Source organism: Enterobacter sp. RHBSTW-00994 (genome assembly GCF_013782625.1).
Lineage (GTDB): Bacteria > Pseudomonadota > Gammaproteobacteria > Enterobacterales > Enterobacteriaceae > Enterobacter.
Map to the genome: position 1 here is coordinate 1,126,817 of NZ_CP056199.1, position 18,779 is coordinate 1,145,595.

20 protein-coding genes are annotated in these 18,779 nt (G+C 53.5%); 9 read left to right on the top strand and 11 right to left on the bottom strand.

Going from position 1 to position 18,779, the window contains the following annotated elements:
* Positions 1–70: 70 nt before the first annotated feature.
* A complete protein-coding gene (locus tag HV346_RS05275) occupies positions 71–925 on the bottom strand; it encodes a hypothetical protein (protein ID WP_181622515.1) in 855 nt (284 codons plus the stop codon).
* Positions 926–1,232: 307 nt separating this feature from the next.
* Here HV346_RS05275 and fetA point away from each other — a divergent pair, with 307 nt between their 5' ends.
* Positions 1,233–1,904: an iron ABC transporter ATP-binding protein FetA gene (fetA, locus tag HV346_RS05280; protein WP_181622516.1), complete on the top strand. Its 672-nt coding sequence runs from the start codon at positions 1,233–1,235 to the stop codon at positions 1,902–1,904.
* The gene (fetB, locus tag HV346_RS05285; RefSeq protein WP_181622517.1) at positions 1,897–2,679 is read left to right on the top strand and encodes an iron export ABC transporter permease subunit FetB; all 783 of its coding nucleotides are present in this window, start codon (positions 1,897–1,899) and stop codon (positions 2,677–2,679) included. The genes fetA and fetB overlap by 8 nt, the downstream gene beginning before the upstream one ends.
* Before the next feature lie 48 nt (positions 2,680–2,727).
* On the opposite strand, the gene HV346_RS05290 is transcribed toward fetB, so the two are convergent.
* From HV346_RS05290 to tesA, 3 genes are read right to left on the bottom strand one after another with little or no spacing between them, the layout of a single operon-like run.
* Positions 2,728–3,582 (bottom strand): co-chaperone YbbN, encoded by an 855-nt coding sequence (locus HV346_RS05290; protein ID WP_181622518.1) that lies wholly within the window; start codon positions 3,580–3,582, stop codon positions 2,728–2,730.
* Between the two features lie 58 nt (positions 3,583–3,640).
* Positions 3,641–4,411, bottom strand: coding sequence for an SDR family oxidoreductase (locus HV346_RS05295; protein WP_220131482.1), 771 nt, complete (start codon positions 4,409–4,411; stop codon positions 3,641–3,643).
* 28 nt (positions 4,412–4,439) lie between these two features.
* Positions 4,440–5,063 carry a multifunctional acyl-CoA thioesterase I/protease I/lysophospholipase L1 gene (gene tesA / locus HV346_RS05300; RefSeq protein WP_181622520.1) on the bottom strand — a complete coding sequence of 208 codons (624 nt, stop codon included), beginning with the start codon at positions 5,061–5,063 and terminating at the stop codon, positions 4,440–4,442.
* Between tesA and ybbA the strand changes: the two genes are divergently transcribed.
* The 6 genes from ybbA to HV346_RS05330 all read left to right on the top strand — a co-directional run bounded on the left by ybbA (position 5,034) and on the right by HV346_RS05330 (position 12,293).
* Positions 5,034–5,720 carry a putative ABC transporter ATP-binding protein YbbA gene (gene ybbA, locus HV346_RS05305; RefSeq protein ID WP_181622521.1) on the top strand — a complete coding sequence of 229 codons (687 nt, stop codon included), beginning with the start codon at positions 5,034–5,036 and terminating at the stop codon, positions 5,718–5,720. The genes tesA and ybbA overlap by 30 nt on opposite strands.
* On the top strand, positions 5,717–8,131 hold the full coding sequence (ybbP, locus tag HV346_RS05310; RefSeq protein ID WP_181622522.1) for a putative ABC transporter permease subunit YbbP: 2,415 nt from the start codon (positions 5,717–5,719) through the stop codon (positions 8,129–8,131). Before ybbA ends, ybbP begins: the two co-directional genes overlap by 4 nt.
* Positions 8,132–8,313: 182 nt before the next feature.
* Entirely contained in the window at positions 8,314–9,459 is a 1,146-nt protein-coding gene (locus HV346_RS05315; protein ID WP_181622523.1) for a porin, read from the top strand.
* A 276-nt stretch (positions 9,460–9,735) separates the two neighbouring features.
* Positions 9,736–10,563, top strand: coding sequence for a MetQ/NlpA family ABC transporter substrate-binding protein (locus HV346_RS05320; protein ID WP_181622524.1), 828 nt, complete (start codon positions 9,736–9,738; stop codon positions 10,561–10,563).
* Between the two features lie 61 nt (positions 10,564–10,624).
* Positions 10,625–11,641, top strand: coding sequence for a virulence-associated ABC transporter ATP-binding protein SfbB (gene sfbB, locus HV346_RS05325; RefSeq protein ID WP_181622525.1), 1,017 nt, complete (start codon positions 10,625–10,627; stop codon positions 11,639–11,641).
* Positions 11,634–12,293, top strand: a complete 660-nt coding sequence (locus HV346_RS05330; RefSeq protein ID WP_181622526.1) for a methionine ABC transporter permease — start codon at positions 11,634–11,636, stop codon at positions 12,291–12,293. The genes sfbB and HV346_RS05330 overlap by 8 nt, the downstream gene beginning before the upstream one ends.
* Before the next feature lie 3 nt (positions 12,294–12,296).
* On the opposite strand, the gene mnmH is transcribed toward HV346_RS05330, so the two are convergent.
* The 7 genes from mnmH to ppiB all read right to left on the bottom strand — a co-directional run bounded on the left by mnmH (position 12,297) and on the right by ppiB (position 17,146).
* Complete coding sequence (mnmH, locus tag HV346_RS05335; RefSeq protein WP_181622527.1) at positions 12,297–13,367, bottom strand: tRNA 2-selenouridine(34) synthase MnmH; 1,071 nt, start codon at positions 13,365–13,367, stop codon at positions 12,297–12,299.
* A 195-nt stretch (positions 13,368–13,562) separates the two neighbouring features.
* The gene (gene purK / locus HV346_RS05340) at positions 13,563–14,630 is read right to left on the bottom strand and encodes a 5-(carboxyamino)imidazole ribonucleotide synthase (protein ID WP_181622528.1); all 1,068 of its coding nucleotides are present in this window, start codon (positions 14,628–14,630) and stop codon (positions 13,563–13,565) included.
* Positions 14,627–15,136 carry a 5-(carboxyamino)imidazole ribonucleotide mutase gene (purE, locus tag HV346_RS05345; protein WP_181622529.1) on the bottom strand — a complete coding sequence of 170 codons (510 nt, stop codon included), beginning with the start codon at positions 15,134–15,136 and terminating at the stop codon, positions 14,627–14,629. The genes purK and purE overlap by 4 nt, the downstream gene beginning before the upstream one ends.
* Positions 15,137–15,308: 172 nt before the next feature.
* On the bottom strand, positions 15,309–15,494 hold the full coding sequence (locus tag HV346_RS05350; protein WP_181622530.1) for a hypothetical protein: 186 nt from the start codon (positions 15,492–15,494) through the stop codon (positions 15,309–15,311).
* Positions 15,495–15,564: 70 nt separating this feature from the next.
* Entirely contained in the window at positions 15,565–15,774 is a 210-nt protein-coding gene (locus HV346_RS05355) for a YdgH/BhsA/McbA-like domain containing protein (protein ID WP_181622531.1), read from the bottom strand.
* Positions 15,775–15,925: 151 nt separating this feature from the next.
* Complete coding sequence (gene lpxH / locus HV346_RS05360) at positions 15,926–16,648, bottom strand: UDP-2,3-diacylglucosamine diphosphatase (RefSeq protein WP_181622532.1); 723 nt, start codon at positions 16,646–16,648, stop codon at positions 15,926–15,928.
* Positions 16,649–16,651: 3 nt separating this feature from the next.
* Entirely contained in the window at positions 16,652–17,146 is a 495-nt protein-coding gene (ppiB, locus tag HV346_RS05365) for a peptidylprolyl isomerase B (RefSeq protein ID WP_181622533.1), read from the bottom strand.
* 174 nt (positions 17,147–17,320) lie between these two features.
* On the opposite strand from ppiB, the gene cysS reads away from it, so the two are divergent.
* On the top strand, positions 17,321–18,706 hold the full coding sequence (cysS, locus tag HV346_RS05370) for a cysteine--tRNA ligase (RefSeq protein WP_181622534.1): 1,386 nt from the start codon (positions 17,321–17,323) through the stop codon (positions 18,704–18,706).
* Positions 18,707–18,779 lie beyond the last annotated feature (73 nt).

Sequence of the window (18,779 nt, forward strand, 5' to 3'; positions counted from 1 at the left end):
CGGCTAATGGCTGGAAATTCGCCCCTGTAAAGAGGGGGGCGATAGGCCATGTTGTCCTTATTCTGATGATTCAGCGTTCAGGAGGAGTATAAGAAAAGTCAGTGATAAACGACTCGTCTGCCTCGGCGATCGCCCGGGATAAACCCTGATAATATTTTTCGAGTCCCAGGGCCTCAATTTGTCGGATCTGCTCGCGAATGGGGGCGCAAAACAGTAGCGCATTTCCCGCTTCCACGCGTTTGTTATTTGGCGGCAAATCGCCTGCGATGGCTTTAAACCAGGTTCTGATCCCTTGTTTTAACGCTTGTGGCGCTTTGGCTAGATTATTGATGCCTGTGAGTACCTGTAAGGTTGGGAACTGGTCGGCAAAAACCGCCTCTTTCATGCGTTCAAAGAATTGACGGAACAGTTCAAATGAACCCAGATCGACAATTTTGGGCTTGGTGGTTTTGCCCTTCTTATTGCCGAGATTGCTGGTCGTTGCAGGGACCGTTGGTACAACCCCCGTTTTATGTAGATCCAGTCCAAACAGTAAGTTGCAATGTGCGCGGCGCTCTTTAAGTGGAAAGGACATTAAGACATCAACAAATTCTGTGGCGTGAACGTCGGCGAGTTTATGGTTAATGAGCCACTGAGAACGTGCAAACTCGGCAGGGGAAACGAACCAATCCGGAACGTCGCTAAAACGCCTTGATTTTCCTTTACTGTCAAATTCAATAAAATGTGCGCCGTTATCAAAGGCAAACCGGCAATTCTTAAAGCTGCTAATGGTGGTATTAACGATCAACGCTTTTTTGACGAAATCGACAACCTCTGCACCTATGACAAAACGCGTGAGTTCCGAAGAATTGATGACTTCCATTAATGTTTCTACAGTAGGAACACCAGGTTTAAGTGAAGAGAACTCATAAAAAATATGTGTCATGCTGGATACTTCCTGTAGGGATAGGAATGACTATTTATCTGCGAAAATACTAACATTACTCATTGTCGGAGGCTATTCGCGCCACACCATATCGCTGTGGTACGATCACAAATAATGAATTTCATGTCAGTATGTTCAGGTGTGATAGATGTTTTACTGGCCGTTTTCCATAAGGGCACTGGGCTATCTCTTTCCTGAATCATTGCATTAACGTTACTTAAGTGAGACTGCCTGATGGATATGAAAAGGAAAATGGCGTTTAAGTCTTGAATAAGTCTTTGTGGCAGGTGTGGGTACTGGAAAAAATATGAACGACAAACAGGTCATTTTGCATATCAAGGATGTTGGATATCGTGTGGGCAAAAACACGATCCTGCAGCACGTCGATTTTTGCCTTTCACCGGGTGAATTTAAACTGATAACCGGCCCTTCGGGGTGCGGAAAAAGCACACTTCTTAAGATCATCGCCTCTTTGCTCAGCCCAACTGAGGGAACAATTCTCTTTGAAGGGAAAGATATTGCCACGCTTTCCCCGGAAAATTACCGCCAGCAGGTCTCCTATTGCGTGCAAACACCTTCTCTGTTTGGTGAGACGGTTTATGACAATCTGATCTTCCCGTGGCAACTGCGCGCTAAATCGCCCGAGCCAGAAAGACTGATTGCCGATCTGGAGCGATTTGGCTTGCCGTCGGACACATTGACGAAGTCTGTTACTGAGTTGTCTGGCGGGGAAAAACAGCGCGTCTCATTAATTCGCAACCTGCAGTTTTTACCGAAGGTGCTGCTGCTGGACGAAATCACCAGTGCATTGGATGACAACAATAAGCGCAATGTAAATGACATCATCCACCGCTACGCCCGTGAGCAAAACATCGCTGTGCTCTGGGTGACGCACGATTCAAACGAAATTACCCATGCGGATGATGTAATTACACTTCAGCCGCAGGGCGGGAAAATGCAGGAGGCGAACCGTGGGTGAGCATAATATAACCAACGAATCTCTGGCGCTGTCGATGGTGCTGGTGTTGGTGGCGATTGTGGTGAGTCATCGTGAGAAGCTGGGGCTGGAAAAAGACATTTTGTGGAGTATCTGCCGGGCGGTGATTCAGCTCATCATCGTTGGTTACGTGCTGAAGTACATATTCAACGTCAATCACGCGGTACTGACGCTGCTGATGGTGCTCTTTATTTGCTTTAATGCGGCCTGGAATGCGCAGAAGCGCAGCAAGTATATCGATAAAGCATTTATCTCTTCATTTATCGCCATCACCACAGGAACCGCGCTGACACTGGCCGTGTTGGTACTGTCCGGCTCAATTGAGTTTACCCCCATGCAGGTGATCCCCATCTCCGGGATGATTGCCGGTAACGCGATGGTCGCGGTGGGGTTGTGCTACAACAATCTGGGGCAACGTTTCAGCAGTGAGCAGCAGCAACTCCAGGAGAAGCTAAGCCTGGGGGCGACACCCAAAGTGGCTTCAGCACGGCTTATCCGCGACAGCATTCGTTCCTCGCTGATCCCAACGGTGGATTCGGCGAAAACGGTTGGTCTGGTGAGTTTACCGGGAATGATGTCGGGGCTGATTTTTGCCGGGATCGATCCGGTAAAAGCGATTAAGTATCAGATTATGGTGACGTTTATGCTGCTCTCTACGGCCAGCCTGTCGACCATTATTGCCTGCTATTTAACCTATCGGAAGTTCTATAACTCGCGGCATCAACTGGTGGTGACGCAGTTGAAAAAAACAGACTGATCGTCGGTTTTTAACGCCCGGTAGCGTAGCGCCGCCGGGCTTTTTTTATCAATAGAGCAGGGCGTACAGTTGACGACGGTATGTCGACGCCAGTGCATCGCCTGTACCAAGCGCAGCCAGGATCTCCTGGAACATCTTACGAGCCTGACCATCGGCTGCCGCCAAATCTTTCTTCAGGTGGCTGAACAACAACTCCAGCGCCTCTTCGTTGCGACCAACCTGATGCAGTTGCAGCGCCAGTTGGCTCGCCAGTGCAGCGTCATCCGGCTTGTCAGCAACCTGTTGCTGCAAAAGCTGAATTTCCGGTGTATCCGCGGCCTGTTTCAACAGCTCAATTTGCGCTACCAGTCCCTGATAACGCGTATCCTGATCCTGCATTGGGATCGTCTTCAGCACAGCTTCGGCATCGTCAGAACGGTGCAGCGCAATCTGCGTTTCCGCGAGCAACAGGCCAATCTGGCTATCCTGGTTCGACAACTGCCAGGCGTCTTTCAGCAGCGGCAGCGCTTCGTCGTGTTTGCCTTCCTGCATCAGTGCGAGTGCCTGCTGTGCTTTCAGCTCCTCTTCGCGCGGCAGTACTTTGTCCAGCAGGGCGCGGATCGCTTCTTCAGGTTGTGGGCCCTGGAAGCCATCAACAGGCTGACCATTCTGGAACACATAAACGGTTGGAATGGCTCGCAGACCAAACTGTGAAGCCACCATCTGCTCGGCATCACAGTCCAGTTTTGCCAGGATGAATTGACCATTGTACTGAGCGGCAAGACGTTCCAGCACGGGTGTCAGCTCCAGACAGTGCTGGCTACGTTCAGACCAGAAATAGAACAGCACGGGTTTTGTCATCGACTGTTCAAGCGTCTGATGCAGGTTCGCTTCGGTAATGTTGACAATATTCTGTACGGACATACGGCATTCTCAGTTATCAGTTTGATAAGTACATGGGGGTAAGGCGTGACGCTTCAACTCACCCGCGTAAAATTTTATCCATCATGCGGCCGGGTAACAGGCGCTTTAACAGGCTGACGGCATGGGTCACCAGTGTGACCGGATAACGCAATTTTGGACGTTCACTCTCAAAAGCATGTCGTACTTTGGCGACAACCGCCTCTGGCCCCAGGGTAAAACGTGCCGCAATGCCGGGATTTTCTACCGGGTTATCGGACTGAGTCTGGTTGACGTTGTCCGTAAAGCGCGTGCGGATAGGGCCTGGCTCTATCAGGCTCACTTTGATACCGCTATGGCGTAACTCCATGCGTAATGCATCAGACCAGGCTTCCAGCGCATATTTACTGGCGGCGTAAGCGCCACGACCCGGCGTTGAAATTAATCCCATCACGGAGGAGGTCATCACGATACGTCCTTCACCGTGCGGCAGCATGGCGGGCAGCAGGCGCATAGTGAGCTGATGCACGCCAAAGAAGTTGGCGGAAAACTGTTGCTCCAGTTGTTCACGGGAGATGGTCTGAAGTGGGCCGTACACGCCGAAACCGGCATTATTGAACAGGCCGAACAAACAGTTGTTGGTCAGCGCTATCACTTCATCGGCGGCACGTTCAATGCTTTCCGGGGAATCCAGATCCAGTAATACGCCCGTAAAACCCATGCCGTTCATGCGGTCGACGTCTTCGGGTTTACGGCAAGCGGCCAGTACCCAAAATCCCTGGCGTTTTAATTCAAGGGCGCTTTCAAGGCCAATTCCGCTGGAACATCCTGTTATTAAGACCGATTTTTGCATAACTTTACCTGTCAGGATCTCCACTGGATTAAGAGTCATGTTTAACTAAGGGAGCCAGTCGTGTCGCCATCCAGTCGGCAATAAACGGCTGAGCATCGCGATTGGGGTGAATACCATCGTCTTGCATCCATTGGGGTTTCAGATAGACCTCTTCCATGAAAAATGGCAGCAGCGGAATATCAAACTCTTTGGCAAGCTTAGGGTAGATCGCGCTAAAGGCTTCATTATACCGACGACCATAGTTGGCGGGCAGACGAATTTGCATGAGCAGCGGTTTTGCATTCGCCGCCTTAATATCCTGCAATATGGTGCGTAGCGTTTGTTCCGTTTGTTGTGGCTGGAAGCCGCGTAGCCCATCGTTACCACCTAACTCGACCAGCACCCAGCGCGGTTGATGTTGTTTGAGTAATGCAGGCAGACGTGACAACCCCTGTTGCGAGGTATCGCCGCTAATACTGCCGTTGACGACCGGTGTTTTTGCCTGCCATTTATCATTCAGCAGTGCAGGCCACGCCGCGTTGGCGGCCATCCGATAGCCCGCACTCAGGCTGTCGCCCAGAACGAGAATTGTGTCCGCAGCCGCCGCGCGGAAAGTCATCAGAATCAAAAACAGGAAGGGCAAATGCCAGCGGAAAACATTGTTGAAGTTCATCGTCTTAAGAAGTCCGTCGGTCAGGGTGAACACCAGCTTTCCATCCTCACCGGAGTTGAACTCGTTGTCAAACGCGCTGAAACCATCGCGCTGATAGGCGAATCCGGTTCCGGGAAATCCACCCTGCTGGCGATTCTGGCCGGTCTGGATGACGGCAGTAGCGGAGAGGTCAACCTGGTCGGCCAGCCGCTGCACTCGCTTGATGAAGAGGCGCGTGCCGCACTGCGTGCCAGACATATTGGGTTTGTCTTTCAGTCATTTATGCTGATCCCTACCCTCAACGCGCAGGAAAACGTAGAGTTGCCGGGCCTGCTACGCGGTGAAAATACCCGCCAGAGCCGCGATCACGCCAAAGCATTGCTGGAACAACTGGGTCTGGGAAAACGTCTTGACCATCTTCCGGCGCAGCTTTCCGGCGGTGAGCAACAGCGCGTCGCGCTGGCGCGGGCCTTCAATGGCCGCCCTGAGGTGCTGTTTGCCGATGAGCCAACCGGCAATCTTGACCGTCAGACGGGAGATAAAATTGCCGATCTGCTCTTTTCACTGAACCGTGAGCACGGCACAACGTTGATTCTGGTGACTCACGATCCACAACTGGCGGCGCGTTGCGATCGCCGTCTGCGGCTGGTGAACGGTCTTTTGCAGGAGGAAGCATGATCGCCCGCTGGTTCTGGCGCGAATGGCGCTCACCCTCGCTGCTGATTGTCTGGCTGGCGTTGAGCCTGGCGGTGGCATGCGTGCTGGCGCTTGGTAGCGTCAGCGATCGCATGGAGAAGGGCTTAAGCCAGCAAAGCCGTGAGTTTATGGCGGGAGATCGGGCGCTGCAAAGCTCGCGGGAAGTGCCGCAAGCCTGGATAACCGAGGCCAGCAAGCAGGGACTGAAAGTGAGCGAGCAGCTCAGTTTCCAGACCATGACATTTGCGGGTGATATGCCACAACTGGCCAGCGTTAAAGCTGTCGATAATATCTACCCGATGTATGGCGAACTGCAAACCAGCCCGCCGGGTCTAAAACCTGAACCCGGCACGGTGCTGCTGGCTCCCCGCTTGATGGCCTTACTGAACCTGAAAACGGGCGATAACATTGACGTCGGCGATGCCACGCTGAAAATTGCCGGTGAAGTGGTTCAGGAGCCCGACTCTGGTTTTAATCCGTTCCAGCTTGCGCCGCGTTTGCTGATGAACACGGCTGACGTTGCGAAAACCAATGCGGTACAGCCAGGAAGCCGCGTGACCTGGCGCTATAAATTTGGCGGTACGCCTGCACAGCTTGAATCTTATGAAAAATGGCTGTTGCCGCAGCTTAAACCGGAACACCGCTGGTACGGGCTGGAACAGGATGAGGGCGCGCTCGGCAAATCGCTTGAACGTTCTCAGCAGTTCCTGCTGCTCTCGGCACTGTTAACACTGCTGCTGGCGGTGGCCGCGGTGGCCGTTGCTATGGGACACTATTGCCGCAGCCGCTATGACCTGGTGGCAATCCTCAAAACGCTCGGTGCGGGCAGGGTGCAGCTACGTAAGCTGATTGTCGGCCAGTGGTTGATGGTGCTGGCGCTCTCGGCGGTTACTGGTGGGGCGATGGGGCTGTTGTTCGAAAATGTGCTAATGGTGTTGCTTAAACCCGTTTTGCCTGCGGCTCTCCCCCCGGCCAGCCTGTGGCCGTGGCTCTGGGCCATTGGAGCAATGGTGGTGATTTCACTGTTGGTGGGGTTGCGTCCTTATCGCCTGCTCCTGGCGACACAACCTCTGCGTGTTCTCCGCCGTGATGTGGTGGCGAACGTCTGGCCGCTGAAGTTTTATCTGCCCATTATTGTGGCTGTTTCGGTAGGGCTTCTGGCCTGGTTGATGGGCGGCAGCACGCTGCTGTGGGCTGTTCTGGCGGGCGCTGTCGTGCTGGCGCTGCTGTGTGGCGTGCTGGGCTGGATGCTGCTTAATGTGCTGAAAGGGCTGACGGTGAAATCGCTGCCTGTGCGTCTGGCAATCAATCGTTTATTGCGTCAGCCCTGGTCAACCCTGAGCCAGCTTTCGGCATTTTCCCTGTCGTTTATGCTGCTGGCACTGTTGCTGGTATTGCGGGGGGATTTGCTGGAGCGCTGGCAACAGCAACTCCCACCGGAGAGCCCGAACTACTTTCTGATCAACATTGCGCCCGAGCAGGTGACACCGCTGAAGGCGTTTCTCTCTGAGCACCAGATTGTGCCGGAGTCGTTCTATCCGATTGTTCGCGCGCGTCTGACGCAAATCAACGGCCAGACAACGGAGGGAAATCAGGATGAATCGCTCAACCGTGAGCTGAACCTGACCTGGCAGAGTCAGCGTCCGGATCATAACCCGATTACCGCCGGAACCTGGCCGCCAAAAGCAGGGGAGGTCTCGATGGAAGAGGGGCTGGCGAAGCGGCTGAATGTCGGGCTGGGCGACAAGGTGACGTTCACCGGAGATACGCAAGACTTTAGCGCCACAGTCACGAGCCTGCGTAAGGTCGACTGGGAAAGTTTACGTCCGAACTTCTTCTTTATTTTCCCGGAAGGGGCGCTGGACGGGCAACCTCAGAGCTGGCTTACCAGTTTCCGTTGGGAGAACGGCAATGGCATGTTGACGCAGCTTAACCGTGAATTCCCGACGGTGAGTTTGCTCGATATTGGGGCGATCCTGAAACAGGTAGGACAGGTGCTGGATCAGGTGAGTCGCGCCCTGGAGGTGATGGTTGTTCTGGTGACGATTTGCGGGGGGCTATTACTGTTGGCGCAGGTTCAGGTCGGGATGCGTCAGCGCCATCAGGAACTGGTGGTGTATCGCACACTGGGTGCGGGTAAACGCCTGCTGCGCGCCACCTTGTGGTGTGAATTCGCCCTGTTGGGACTGGTGGCAGGTCTGGTCGCGGCCATTGGCGCAGAAACGGCGCTGGCAGTACTGCAAACCAGAGTGTTTGACTTCCCGTGGGAGCCTGACTGGCGGCTCTGGTTTACCTTGCCAATCTGTGGTGCGGTGTTGTTGTCGCTGTGCGGCGGCTGGCTTGGCATCCGGCTCTTAAAAGGCAAGGCGCTGTTCCGCCAGTTTGTGAGTTAATTCCCATCCGTGATGATTGCGCGCCGGTTTATATACTGGTGCGTAATCATTTAGTAGCACAAATAGGTAATACCTCTACTTTTAGTAGCACAAATCATTAAAAACCCGCCCACACAGCCATATTATTTCCAGTTAATATTCACCTGCTAAATATTTAGCAGCGTGTCTATCAAGGAAATATAATGACTATAAAAAAAACAGCGCTGGCGACAACGATCGGCGCAGCAGTGGCATTGACGTCTTTCGCATCCCAGGCGGAACTCACTGTTCTTAAACAAGATCCCCAGGCAGGTAACCCGCTGAGCCGTCTGAACTTCACCGTTGGCGGCAGTATTCGTCCTCAGTTCAACATGATGACGGGCGATGGCGACAAAGGCTCCTACAAACGTAACGGTTTCGACGGCGGTACGCGTTTCCGTTTCGCAGCAGATTACTATCTGTTTGATGACATCAGCTGGGTAAGCTACTACGAGCTGGGTGTGAACATTCCTGCGCTGTTCGACTGGGATAACCACTATGCAGAAGGCGCAAACAACACTTCCCGTCGTATGCTGTACACCGGTCTGAAAAGCGATACCTGGGGTACGCTGACCTTCGGTCAACAGAACAGCGTTTACTACGATGTGGTGGGTGCGAAAACTGATATCTGGGACTACGACATGATTGGCCAGGCATCAGCTAACGGTATCAACGGCGACTACGACGGGACTTACCGTTCACGCCAGATGCTGAAATATAAGAAAACGGTAGGCGATGCAGACATCTATGCATCCTATCTGTTTGAAGACAGCGAATACCTGCCAGGCAATGGCCTGCGTTACAAACGTAAAGGCGGTGGTTCACTGGGTCTGGATTATCACCTGACCGATGATCTGACCTGGGGCGCAGCATGGAACTACACCCGCGCAGATATGCGTAACCCTGAAAACGGCGACAGCAAAACCTATGATCAGAACATCGTAGGTACTGCGTTGAGCTGGACACCAGATAACTGGACCTTCTCTGCTGGCGGCGGCTGGTATCAGAACTTCATGACCACCAAAAAAGTCTCAACGAATAACTACTTTGCTGGTGACGCATGGGGTATTGAATACTTCGCAGGTTACAAATTCCCAATCGGTCAGTATGCGGTTAAATCCATCCAGCCTTACTTCATGGGTGACCGTATCGAATATGCGAACGGTCGTAACTACCAGCGCATCGATAACGGCGTAGGTATCAGCTTCCAGCTGGATTACGGTTTCCGTGTGGATTACGAACACGTATTCACCTCCAGCACCGACGATCTGGGCGATATGAACCTGGTCCGTCTGCGTTACGACTTCTGATCCTGACCCTCTCCCTAAAAGGGAGAGGAAAGTCCTGCAGGCCGGATAAGCGTGAGCGCTTTCCGGCCTTTTTTATGTGCGATCGCCTTTCCCGAAGTATTGCTCTCTATTCCTGAAATTCGCATATCCCTTCTTCAGTACATTCAAAGACATATTCAGCAATATCATGAAATAATTTCAAGGACAGAGGTGTGCGATCTGTGTCATGTTAATGAATAACTGCGTCGCATCGTACGGCGCACCGCACACGCAACACAGCTTTGAAAGGGAGATGTTATGGGATTGCGCCACACACTTCGCGCCGCAGCCGCTGCGCTTTTACTGGTCTGCGGTTTGCAGGCTGCCCACGCTAACAGCGATCCACACACCATCGTGTTTGGTGTCGCACCAGGCCCGTATGGAGACATGGTCAAGCAGGCGATTGCGCCGTCTCTCAAAGAGAAAGGGTACAAGGTTGTGGTACGTGAGTTTAGCGACTACGTACAGCCAAATATGGCGCTGTCTAACGGCAGTATTGATGCCAACCTGTTCCAGCATTCACTCTATTTCGATAAATTTACCGCGGATAAAGGGCTGAAGCTGACGAAATTGCTGAGCGTACCGACAGCAGGAATGGGTTTCTACTCTCGCCAGATCAAAAGCCTGGATGAGTTGAAAAAGGGCGACATAATCACACTCTCAAATGATCCGACTAATCTGGCTCGCGGTCTGCGTTTCCTGCAGTCGCTGGGTCTTATCACCATCAAAGACAATATTGACCCAACGAAAGCCTCTGAGCGTGATATTGCCAGCAACCCGAAAGGTCTGGTCTTTAAGCCACTTGAAGCCGCGCAATTACCGCGTACGCTGGATGGCGTGACCGCTTCGCTGGTAAACGGTAACTTTGCGATCGCCGCAGGGCTGAAACTCTCCAGCGCGATTGCACAGGAACATCTCGACGAAAATCTGAAAAATATCATTGCAGTACGCAGCGAAGATGCGGATAAGCCTTTCGCGAAAGATATTGTCGAGGTCGTGAAGTCTCCGGCTTATCGCGCGGTCATCGACGATCCTAATAACGTGTACAACGCATTCCAGAAACCAGACTGGATGACGGCAAAGTAAGTATCACGCCGGTGTATAACAGGGCAGCAACGGCTGCCCTTTTGGCATTTCTGAGGTAGTCATGATTGAGTTAGACAAGGTGTGCGTCGATTTCCAGACAGGACGTGGGCCTTCCACCCGCGCGGTATCAGACGTCAGTCTGCGTATTGCCGCAGGGGAAATTTTCGGTATTGTTGGCACGAGCGGGGCAGGCAAAAGCACATTGCTGAGAACCCTGAATGCGCTTCAGCGTCCATGTTCTGGCAGCGTCAGTATCAACGGTGTGGAAATCTCTGCGCTGGATGGCGCTAACCTGCGCAAAGCGCGCCAGCGTATCGGGATGATTTTCCAGCATTTCAACCTGATGCATACCCGTACCGTGGCGCAGAACGTTGCGTTTAGCCTGAAGGCGGCGGGATGGGAATCCAGCAACATCGCGCCGCGCGTGGCGGAGATCCTGGCTCTTGTGGGGCTAAGCGATAAAGCCAGCCGCTATCCGGCACAACTGAGCGGCGGGCAAAAACAGCGCGTGGGAATTGCGCGCGCGATCGCGAATCATCCGGATGTCTTACTGTGTGACGAACCAACCTCGGCGCTGGATCTCGAAACCTCTGCCACCATTCTGGCGTTGCTGAAGCAGATCAACCAGCAGATGGGGATCACGATCGTACTGATCACCCATGAAATGAATGTGATTAAATCGATTTGCGATCGTGTGGCGGTCATGTCCGGCGGTGAAGTTGTGGAACTGGGAGATGTTTTCGACGTCTTCGCACACCCGCAGCACCCGTTTACACAGCAGCTGGTATCACACACCCTGAACCTGACCTTGCCGGAGCGTTTGCAGCAGCATCTGCCGGGTCAGTTGCTCAAGATTCTGTTTATTGGCGATTCAGCCGAGCAGCCGGTTTTGTCTGAGGTGGCGGTGAAATTTGGTGTGGCGGTGAATATCCTGCACGGCAAAATTGAATATATTGGCGAGCGTGCGCTGGGCATTCTGGTGGTGCAACTGACTGCGCCGCACAATCCGCCAGCCGTGGACGCGGCTGTCGAGCATATCCGCATTCGTACCGCGCAGGTGGAGGTGATCCGTGGATGATTTACTGGCCGATCTGGGTCTGGCGTTTAACGAAACCTTCCAGATGCTGAGCATCTCAACGGTGCTGGCGATTGTTGGCGGGTTGCCACTGGGCTTTCTGATCTTCGTTACCGACAGAAACCTGTTCTGGCAAAACCGGGCGGTCTATCTGGTGAGTTCGGTGCTGGTGAACATCATTCGCTCTGTGCCATTTGTGATTTTACTGGTGCTGTTGCTGCCGTTAACGCAGTTCCTGCTGGGGAATACCATTGGGCCGATTGCGGCATCCGTTCCCCTTTCTGTCGCCGCTATCGCCTTTTATGCCCGGCTGGTGGACAGCGCCTTGCGGGAGGTTGATAAAGGGATTATTGAAGCCGCAGAAGCATTCGGTGCAAGCCCGATGCGAATCATCTGCACGGTACTCTTGCCTGAAGCGAGTGCCGGATTGCTGCGCGGATTAACCATTACGCTGGTGAGCCTGATTGGTTATTCCGCGATGGCAGGGATTGTCGGCGGGGGGGGCGTCGGGGATCTGGCGATCCGCTACGGCTATTACCGGTATGAAACCCAGGTGATGGTGGTGACGGTTATCGCGCTGATTGTGTTGGTACAGATTGTTCAGATGGTTGGCGACTGGCTGGCGAAACGCGCCGACAAGCGCGACAGGCACTGAATATCAGGCCGCCAGCCAGGCGGCCACGTCGTTAAACGAGCCCCGAAAAACAATGTTGTTGGTTTTTTTCTCAAGCTGATAACGGTACATCGGGTCGTAATAGTCATTGAGCAGTGGCGCAAGCCAGGCATAGTGCGCCTCGGTACGGCCTGTGCGCTGCTGCTCGATGAGTGCGTCGTCTAGCCGTGCGCTCAGGTCAGCAAAACGCTGTAGCCCCAGGCGGCGGCGAATGGCAAACAGGCCGTGATGCAGGTAGTCGCTATACGCTGTCCAGCCAGCCTCTTCGCCATATGCGGAGGAAAATGCCTGCCACATGCGTTCGAAATACTCTTCACGCAGGCGTTCAAGGCGGATGTCGAACGGGTCTTCCACCACGACGATTGATGACTGCACCATGCGATCGCGCAAACACTCTGGCAGATGGTTAGAACCAATCATCCGGCCTTCATCTTCCAGCACCCAGCGTGCAGCATCTTTTTTTAACAGCGCCACTGCCAGCTGGTTTTCAAAACTCGCCTGCGACAGTTGCGGTGTCAGGGTGCGGCCAAACGACGAGCCCCGGTGATGGGCCAGCCCTTCCAGATCGATGCCGTCAACATGTTGCTTCACCAGCAGGGTTTTACCGCTACCGGTACAACCGCCAATCAGCACCATGGGTTTTTGCGTTTGCTCCTGCGTTACCTGAATGGCGGCCTGACGCAGGGCCTTATAACCTCCTGCAATCAGCGGGTAATGCACACCGGCTTCTTTCAGCCATGCCTGGGTAATATGCGAACGCTGACCGCCCCGTGCGCAGCAGAGATATCCGTCAGGATTCGCCAGACAGGCATCGCGCCAGGCGCTGATTCTGCTCTCACGGAGTTCCCCCTGAACCAGACTGTGGCCGAGAGCGAGGGCTGCTTCTGGTCCCTGGCGTTTATAGCATGTACCCACGGCGGCACGCTCGTCGTCGTTCATTAAGGGCAGATTGATTGCAGCGGGCATCGCACCCTGCGTAAATTCGATCGGCGCGCGAACGTCGATTAAAGGGGTATCGGATGCGAGGATCGCGCGATAGTCCGTTCCATCGTTCATGGTTCTTCCAGAAGAAAACTGAGCAACAATGGGCGGGAATTTTACGCCGGGGAAGGGGAAGATCAACTTACCCGTCATAATTCACGTTTCAAATGCGTTGGCTGCGCTCGTTCACCCCAGTCACGTATTTATTACGTTCCTGGGGAGCCACTCGCTTGTCGCCTTACTGAAACGCGAATTATGAGGGTAAGCGAACTATTTAAGCTTTGATTGAGCCCAGACAATACCGCTGGCGTACTCTGGCGGCAGCAGCGGGATAATGGCTTCCAGCGTAGCGCTCAGACGACCCGTGTCGATATCGTTCAGATTAAGGTGACCCACTTTCCGGCCTGGACGTACCTCTTTGTCGTACCAGTGCAGGTGTACCAGCGGTAACTTGAGCCAGTCATAATTCAGATCGGTTCCAATCAGGTTAATCATCACTGAGGGGCTATTTACCACCGGCTGTGGCAGCGGCAGGTCAGTAATGGCGCGCAGATGCAGCTCAAACTGACTGATGGATGCGCCATTTTGCGTCCAGTGGCCGCTGTTGTGTACACGTGGCGCCAGTTCGTTGATCAGCAGACCGGCGGGAGTGATAAAGCACTCCATTGCCATGACACCGACGTAACCCAGCTCATGCATGATGGCAGAGAGCATCTCTTCTGCCTGCGTTTGCTGTGCCGCATTGGCTTGCGGGAAGGCAACGCTGGTGCGCAGAATACCGTCCTGATGCAGGTTATGGGTCAGCGGATAGAACACGGTGCTGCCATCGTGGGCGCGCGCGCCTACCAGAGACACCTCGCCGCTAAAGTTGATGCCTTGCTCAACGATGCACTCGCCGTAGCAGTCGTCCGGGAGTTCGGCGGTTTCGTTCTCGCGTAAACGCCATTGACCGCGACCGTCATAGCCACCGACACGGCGCTTTACGATCGCCAGCTTGCCCAGCATGGCAAAAACGTCATTCCAGTCACTTTTGTCAGCCAGCAATTGCCACGGTGCGGTTGCCAGGCCTAATTTGTCGAACAGCTGCTTTTGCGTCAGACGGTCGGCAATGATTGGGAAGACATCGCGGTTAACGAAGGCATTGTGGCGTGCCAGTTCACGCGTCAGGGCGGTTTCCGGCCAGCGCTCGATCTCGGCGGTGATCACGCTTTGCTGAAAGGGAACGGCTTCGGGTTCGGCATCCAGTCCGACAGGCCAGACGGTAATGCCCAGTGGTTCACCGGCCTGACGTAGCATACGGCCGAGCTGGCCGTTACCGAGGACGCAAACCTGTTTCATGCCGCACCTCGTGGATCCGGGTTATCCAGCACGTCATCGGTCTGGGCTTTACGCCAGTCCAGCAGACGCTGATGCAATGCTTTGTCGCGCGTGGCGAGGATTTGGGCCGCCAGTAGGGCGGAGTTTGCCGCACCCGCTTTACCAATGGCCAGCGTACCAACCGGGATCCCGCGTGGCATCTGAACGATGGAGTAAAGGCTATCAACACCGCTTAATGCAGCGCTCTGCACGGGAACACCCAATACCGGAACCAGTGTTTTGGCGGCAATCATGCCTGGCAGGTGTGCTGCACCGCCAGCACCGGCAATGATCACTTCGTAGCCGTTCGCTTCTGCACTTTCGGCAAAGCTGAACAGCTTGTCAGGTGTACGGTGTGCGGAAACCACTTCAACGTGGTGAGGAACATCCAGGATTTCGAAGATTTCGGCGGCGAACTGCATGGTAGCCCAGTCGCTTTTGGACCCCATCACGATGGCGACACGCGCCGGATTATTGCGGGAAGACATGCGTCTTAAAACTCCTGTGGTGCGAAACACACTGCGTTGAGGGCACAGAGAATAGCATGTAATACAGGCAAGGAAAACGGTTGCGCGGTGAATGTTAGGGCGGAGTTGTCTTCTTTCCAATATAAAACTGACCGCAGTTGGGCGGTCAGTTCGGCTTGGGCTTATGCGGTTTTTACAGGAGATTGCCTGCAGTCAGGCTCTCTTTTTCGAAGGCGCGACTGACATCAATATGGTTCTGCACTGTGGTGTCAATATTCGAGCCTGCTTCAGGGGTAGAGAAGCGATGCTCTGCCGCTATCGCGCCAGTGGACAGGACTGCGGTCAGAAGCAGGGTGCTCACGATGCTGATGTTTTTCATTTTCCGTTCCTTACTCATCGTATTGTCGCTGTCGCGGGTCTGTTTACTGGCGGCACGGCAATCAGGCGTCTTATTTAGTCAGTTCTGCAGTCATGTGAACACGGTTGTTGAACTGGGCACTGGTGATTTTGTAAGACGCACCTTGTTCAGCAGCCTGGGCCGCAATTTTCGCTTCTGCACGGTCAAGCGTTGAGCCAGTCGCGCTGACGCTTTGAGCGAAAGAACCGAAAGAGATCAGAGAAAGAGTGGCAACTGCAACGAAAGTTTTGATGGATTTCATGGTCGTATTCCTTAAGTGTTTTGTCTGTGTTAGGGCCGTGTTGCCCTGATGTGATAAATAATAAGCCGACCACGGGGTGATTAAAATCGAAACAATTTGCGGATGTTATTCAGAAAAATAGAATGATTATTGACGGGGATGTGAAGCCGGTTTAGAACGGAAAGGCGATCAACTCAACGCCGTCTGGCGAGACTTTTACCATCGAGCCTTCGTTGTGCCAGGCACCTAACACGACACGGTGGGCTGGTTCGCCATTCGTTGTCAGAGTGTGTACATCTGGTCGATGGGTATGGCCGTGGATCAGCCACTGAACATGGTGTTTTTCCATTACGTCGACAACGGCCTGAGCATTCACATCCATTATCGCCATCGATTTGCTGCTGTTGGAGGCTTTGCTGCCTGCGCGCATTTTGGCGGCGATACGGTTACGAATAAACAGCGGCAGGGCCAGGAACAGCGTTTGGATCCACGGGGTATGGACTTTGGCGCGAAACGCCTGGTAGCCGGTATCGTCGGTGCAGAGTGTATCACCATGCATGATCAGTACCTTGCGGCCATAGAGGTCGAGCACCTGCTCTTCCGGCAGTAATGTCATACCGCTTTCACGGGCGTAGCGTGTGCCGATCAGAAAATCACGGTTACCGTGAATGAAGTAGCAAGGGACACCGGAATCGACCAGTGCTTTGATGGCGGCAGCCATTTCACGGTGGAGAGGATTGGGATCATCGTCGCCGATCCAGGCTTCAAACAGGTCGCCCAGAATATAGAGTGCGTCGGCGGTTTGCGCTTCACCGCGCAAAAAACGCAGAAAACCGGCGGTGATCGCCGGTTCTTCTGTTTGCAGATGCAAATCTGCAATAAAGAGTGTCGCCACGAATTACTCGCTGACGGTCACGCTTGTAATCACAACGTCTTCTTTAGGAACGTCCTGGTGCATACCGCTGCGGCCAGTAGAAACGCTTTTGATCTTATCAACAACGTCCATACCTTCAACCACTTCTGCGAATACGCAATAGCCCCAACCCTGCAGGCTTTCGCCAGAGAAGTTCAGGAAGTCGTTGTCAGCCACGTTGATGAAGAACTGTGCGGTTGCAGAGTGCGGCGCCTGAGTACGCGCCATTGCCAGCGTACCACGGGTGTTTTTCAGGCCGTTGTTCGCTTCGTTTTTGATCGCTTCTTTGGTTTCTTTCTGGTTCATGCCCGGTTCGAAACCGCCACCCTGGATCATAAAGCCGTTGATCACACGGTGGAAAATTGTGTTGTTGTAGAAACCTTCGCGGCAGTAGTCCAGGAAGTTTTTAACTGTTTCAGGCGCTTTGTCATCAAAGGTTTTGATTACGATATCGCCATGATTAGTGTGGAAAGTAACCATTTTTGCATCCTGTTCCGTTATTGTGGTGCGTCGACCCGTGTTCGAGTCACATATAGGGGCTTGTTATAGCATAACCACAGGATGCGATCACCTTGCATTGTGTGCTGCTTCAGGTTTGAATTACGGGTAGAATACCCGGTTTTCGTCCACACACGTGTTTACATGGAATCTTCGATGTTAAAAATCTTTAATACAATGACGCGCCAAAAAGAGGAATTTAAACCTATCCATGCCGGGGAAGTTGGCATGTACGTGTGTGGTATTACGGTTTACGATCTCTGTCATATCGGCCATGGCCGTACCTTTGTTGCCTTTGACGTTGTTTCGCGCTACCTGCGTTTCCTGGGCTACAACCTGAAGTACGTCCGCAATATCACCGATATCGACGACAAAATCATTAAGCGTGCTAATGAAAACGGCGAAAGCTTTGTCGCGCTGGTGGATCGTATGATCGTGGAAATGCACAACGATTTTGATGCGTTAAATATTCTGCGCCCGGACAGTGAACCGCGTGCGACCCACCATATTCACGAAATTATCGACATCACCGAAAAGCTGATTGAACGTGGTCATGCCTATGTTGCAGATAACGGCGACGTGATGTTCTCCGTGCCGACCGATCCGGCGTATGGCCAGTTATCCCGTCAGGATCTGGATCAACTGCAGGCCGGTGCGCGTGTCGATGTGGTCGACGTGAAACGTAATCCGATGGACTTTGTCCTGTGGAAGATGTCCAAAGAGGGCGAACCAAGCTGGCCATCCCCGTGGGGTGAAGGGCGTCCAGGCTGGCACATCGAGTGTTCTGCGATGAACTGCAAACAGCTGGGTAAACATTTCGATATTCACGGTGGCGGCTCTGACCTGATGTTCCCGCACCACGAAAACGAAATCGCGCAGTCTACCTGTGCCCACGGTGGCGAGTACGTTAACTACTGGATGCACTCCGGAATGGTGATGGTTGACCGTGAGAAGATGTCCAAATCGCTGGATAACTTCTTTACCGTGCGTGACGTGCTGAAATATTACGATGCGGAAACGGTGCGTTATTTCCTGATGTCTGGTCACTACCGTAGCCAGTTGAACTACAGCGAAGAGAACCTGAAGCAGGCACGCTCCGCTCTGGAGCGCCTCTACACTGCGCTGCGCGGTACGGATAAATCGGCTGCACCGGCGGGTGGCGAGGTCTTTGAAGCGAGGTTTGTGGAGGTGATGAATGATGATTTCAATACCCCGGAAGCCTACTCCGTATTGTTCGACATGGCGCGTGAAGTAAACCGTCTGAAGTCTGAAGATATGGCGGCGGCAAACGCGCTGGCCTCTCATCTGCGTAAGCTTTCTGCCGTTCTGGGTCTACTGGAGCAGGAGCCGGACGTGTTCCTGCAAAGCGGTGCTCAGGCGGATGAGGGTGAAGTCGCGGAGATCGAAGCCCTGATTAAGGCACGTCTGGAAGCGCGTCAGGCGAAAGACTGGGCGGCGGCAGATGCGGCGCGTAACCGTCTGACTGAGATGGGCATTATTCTGGAAGACGGCCCGCAGGGAACCACCTGGCGTCGTAAGTAATTTTCCCCTCATCCTGACCCTCTCTCTTTGGGGGAGGGGGCAAATACGAAAAACGGCAACCTGAGTTGCCGTT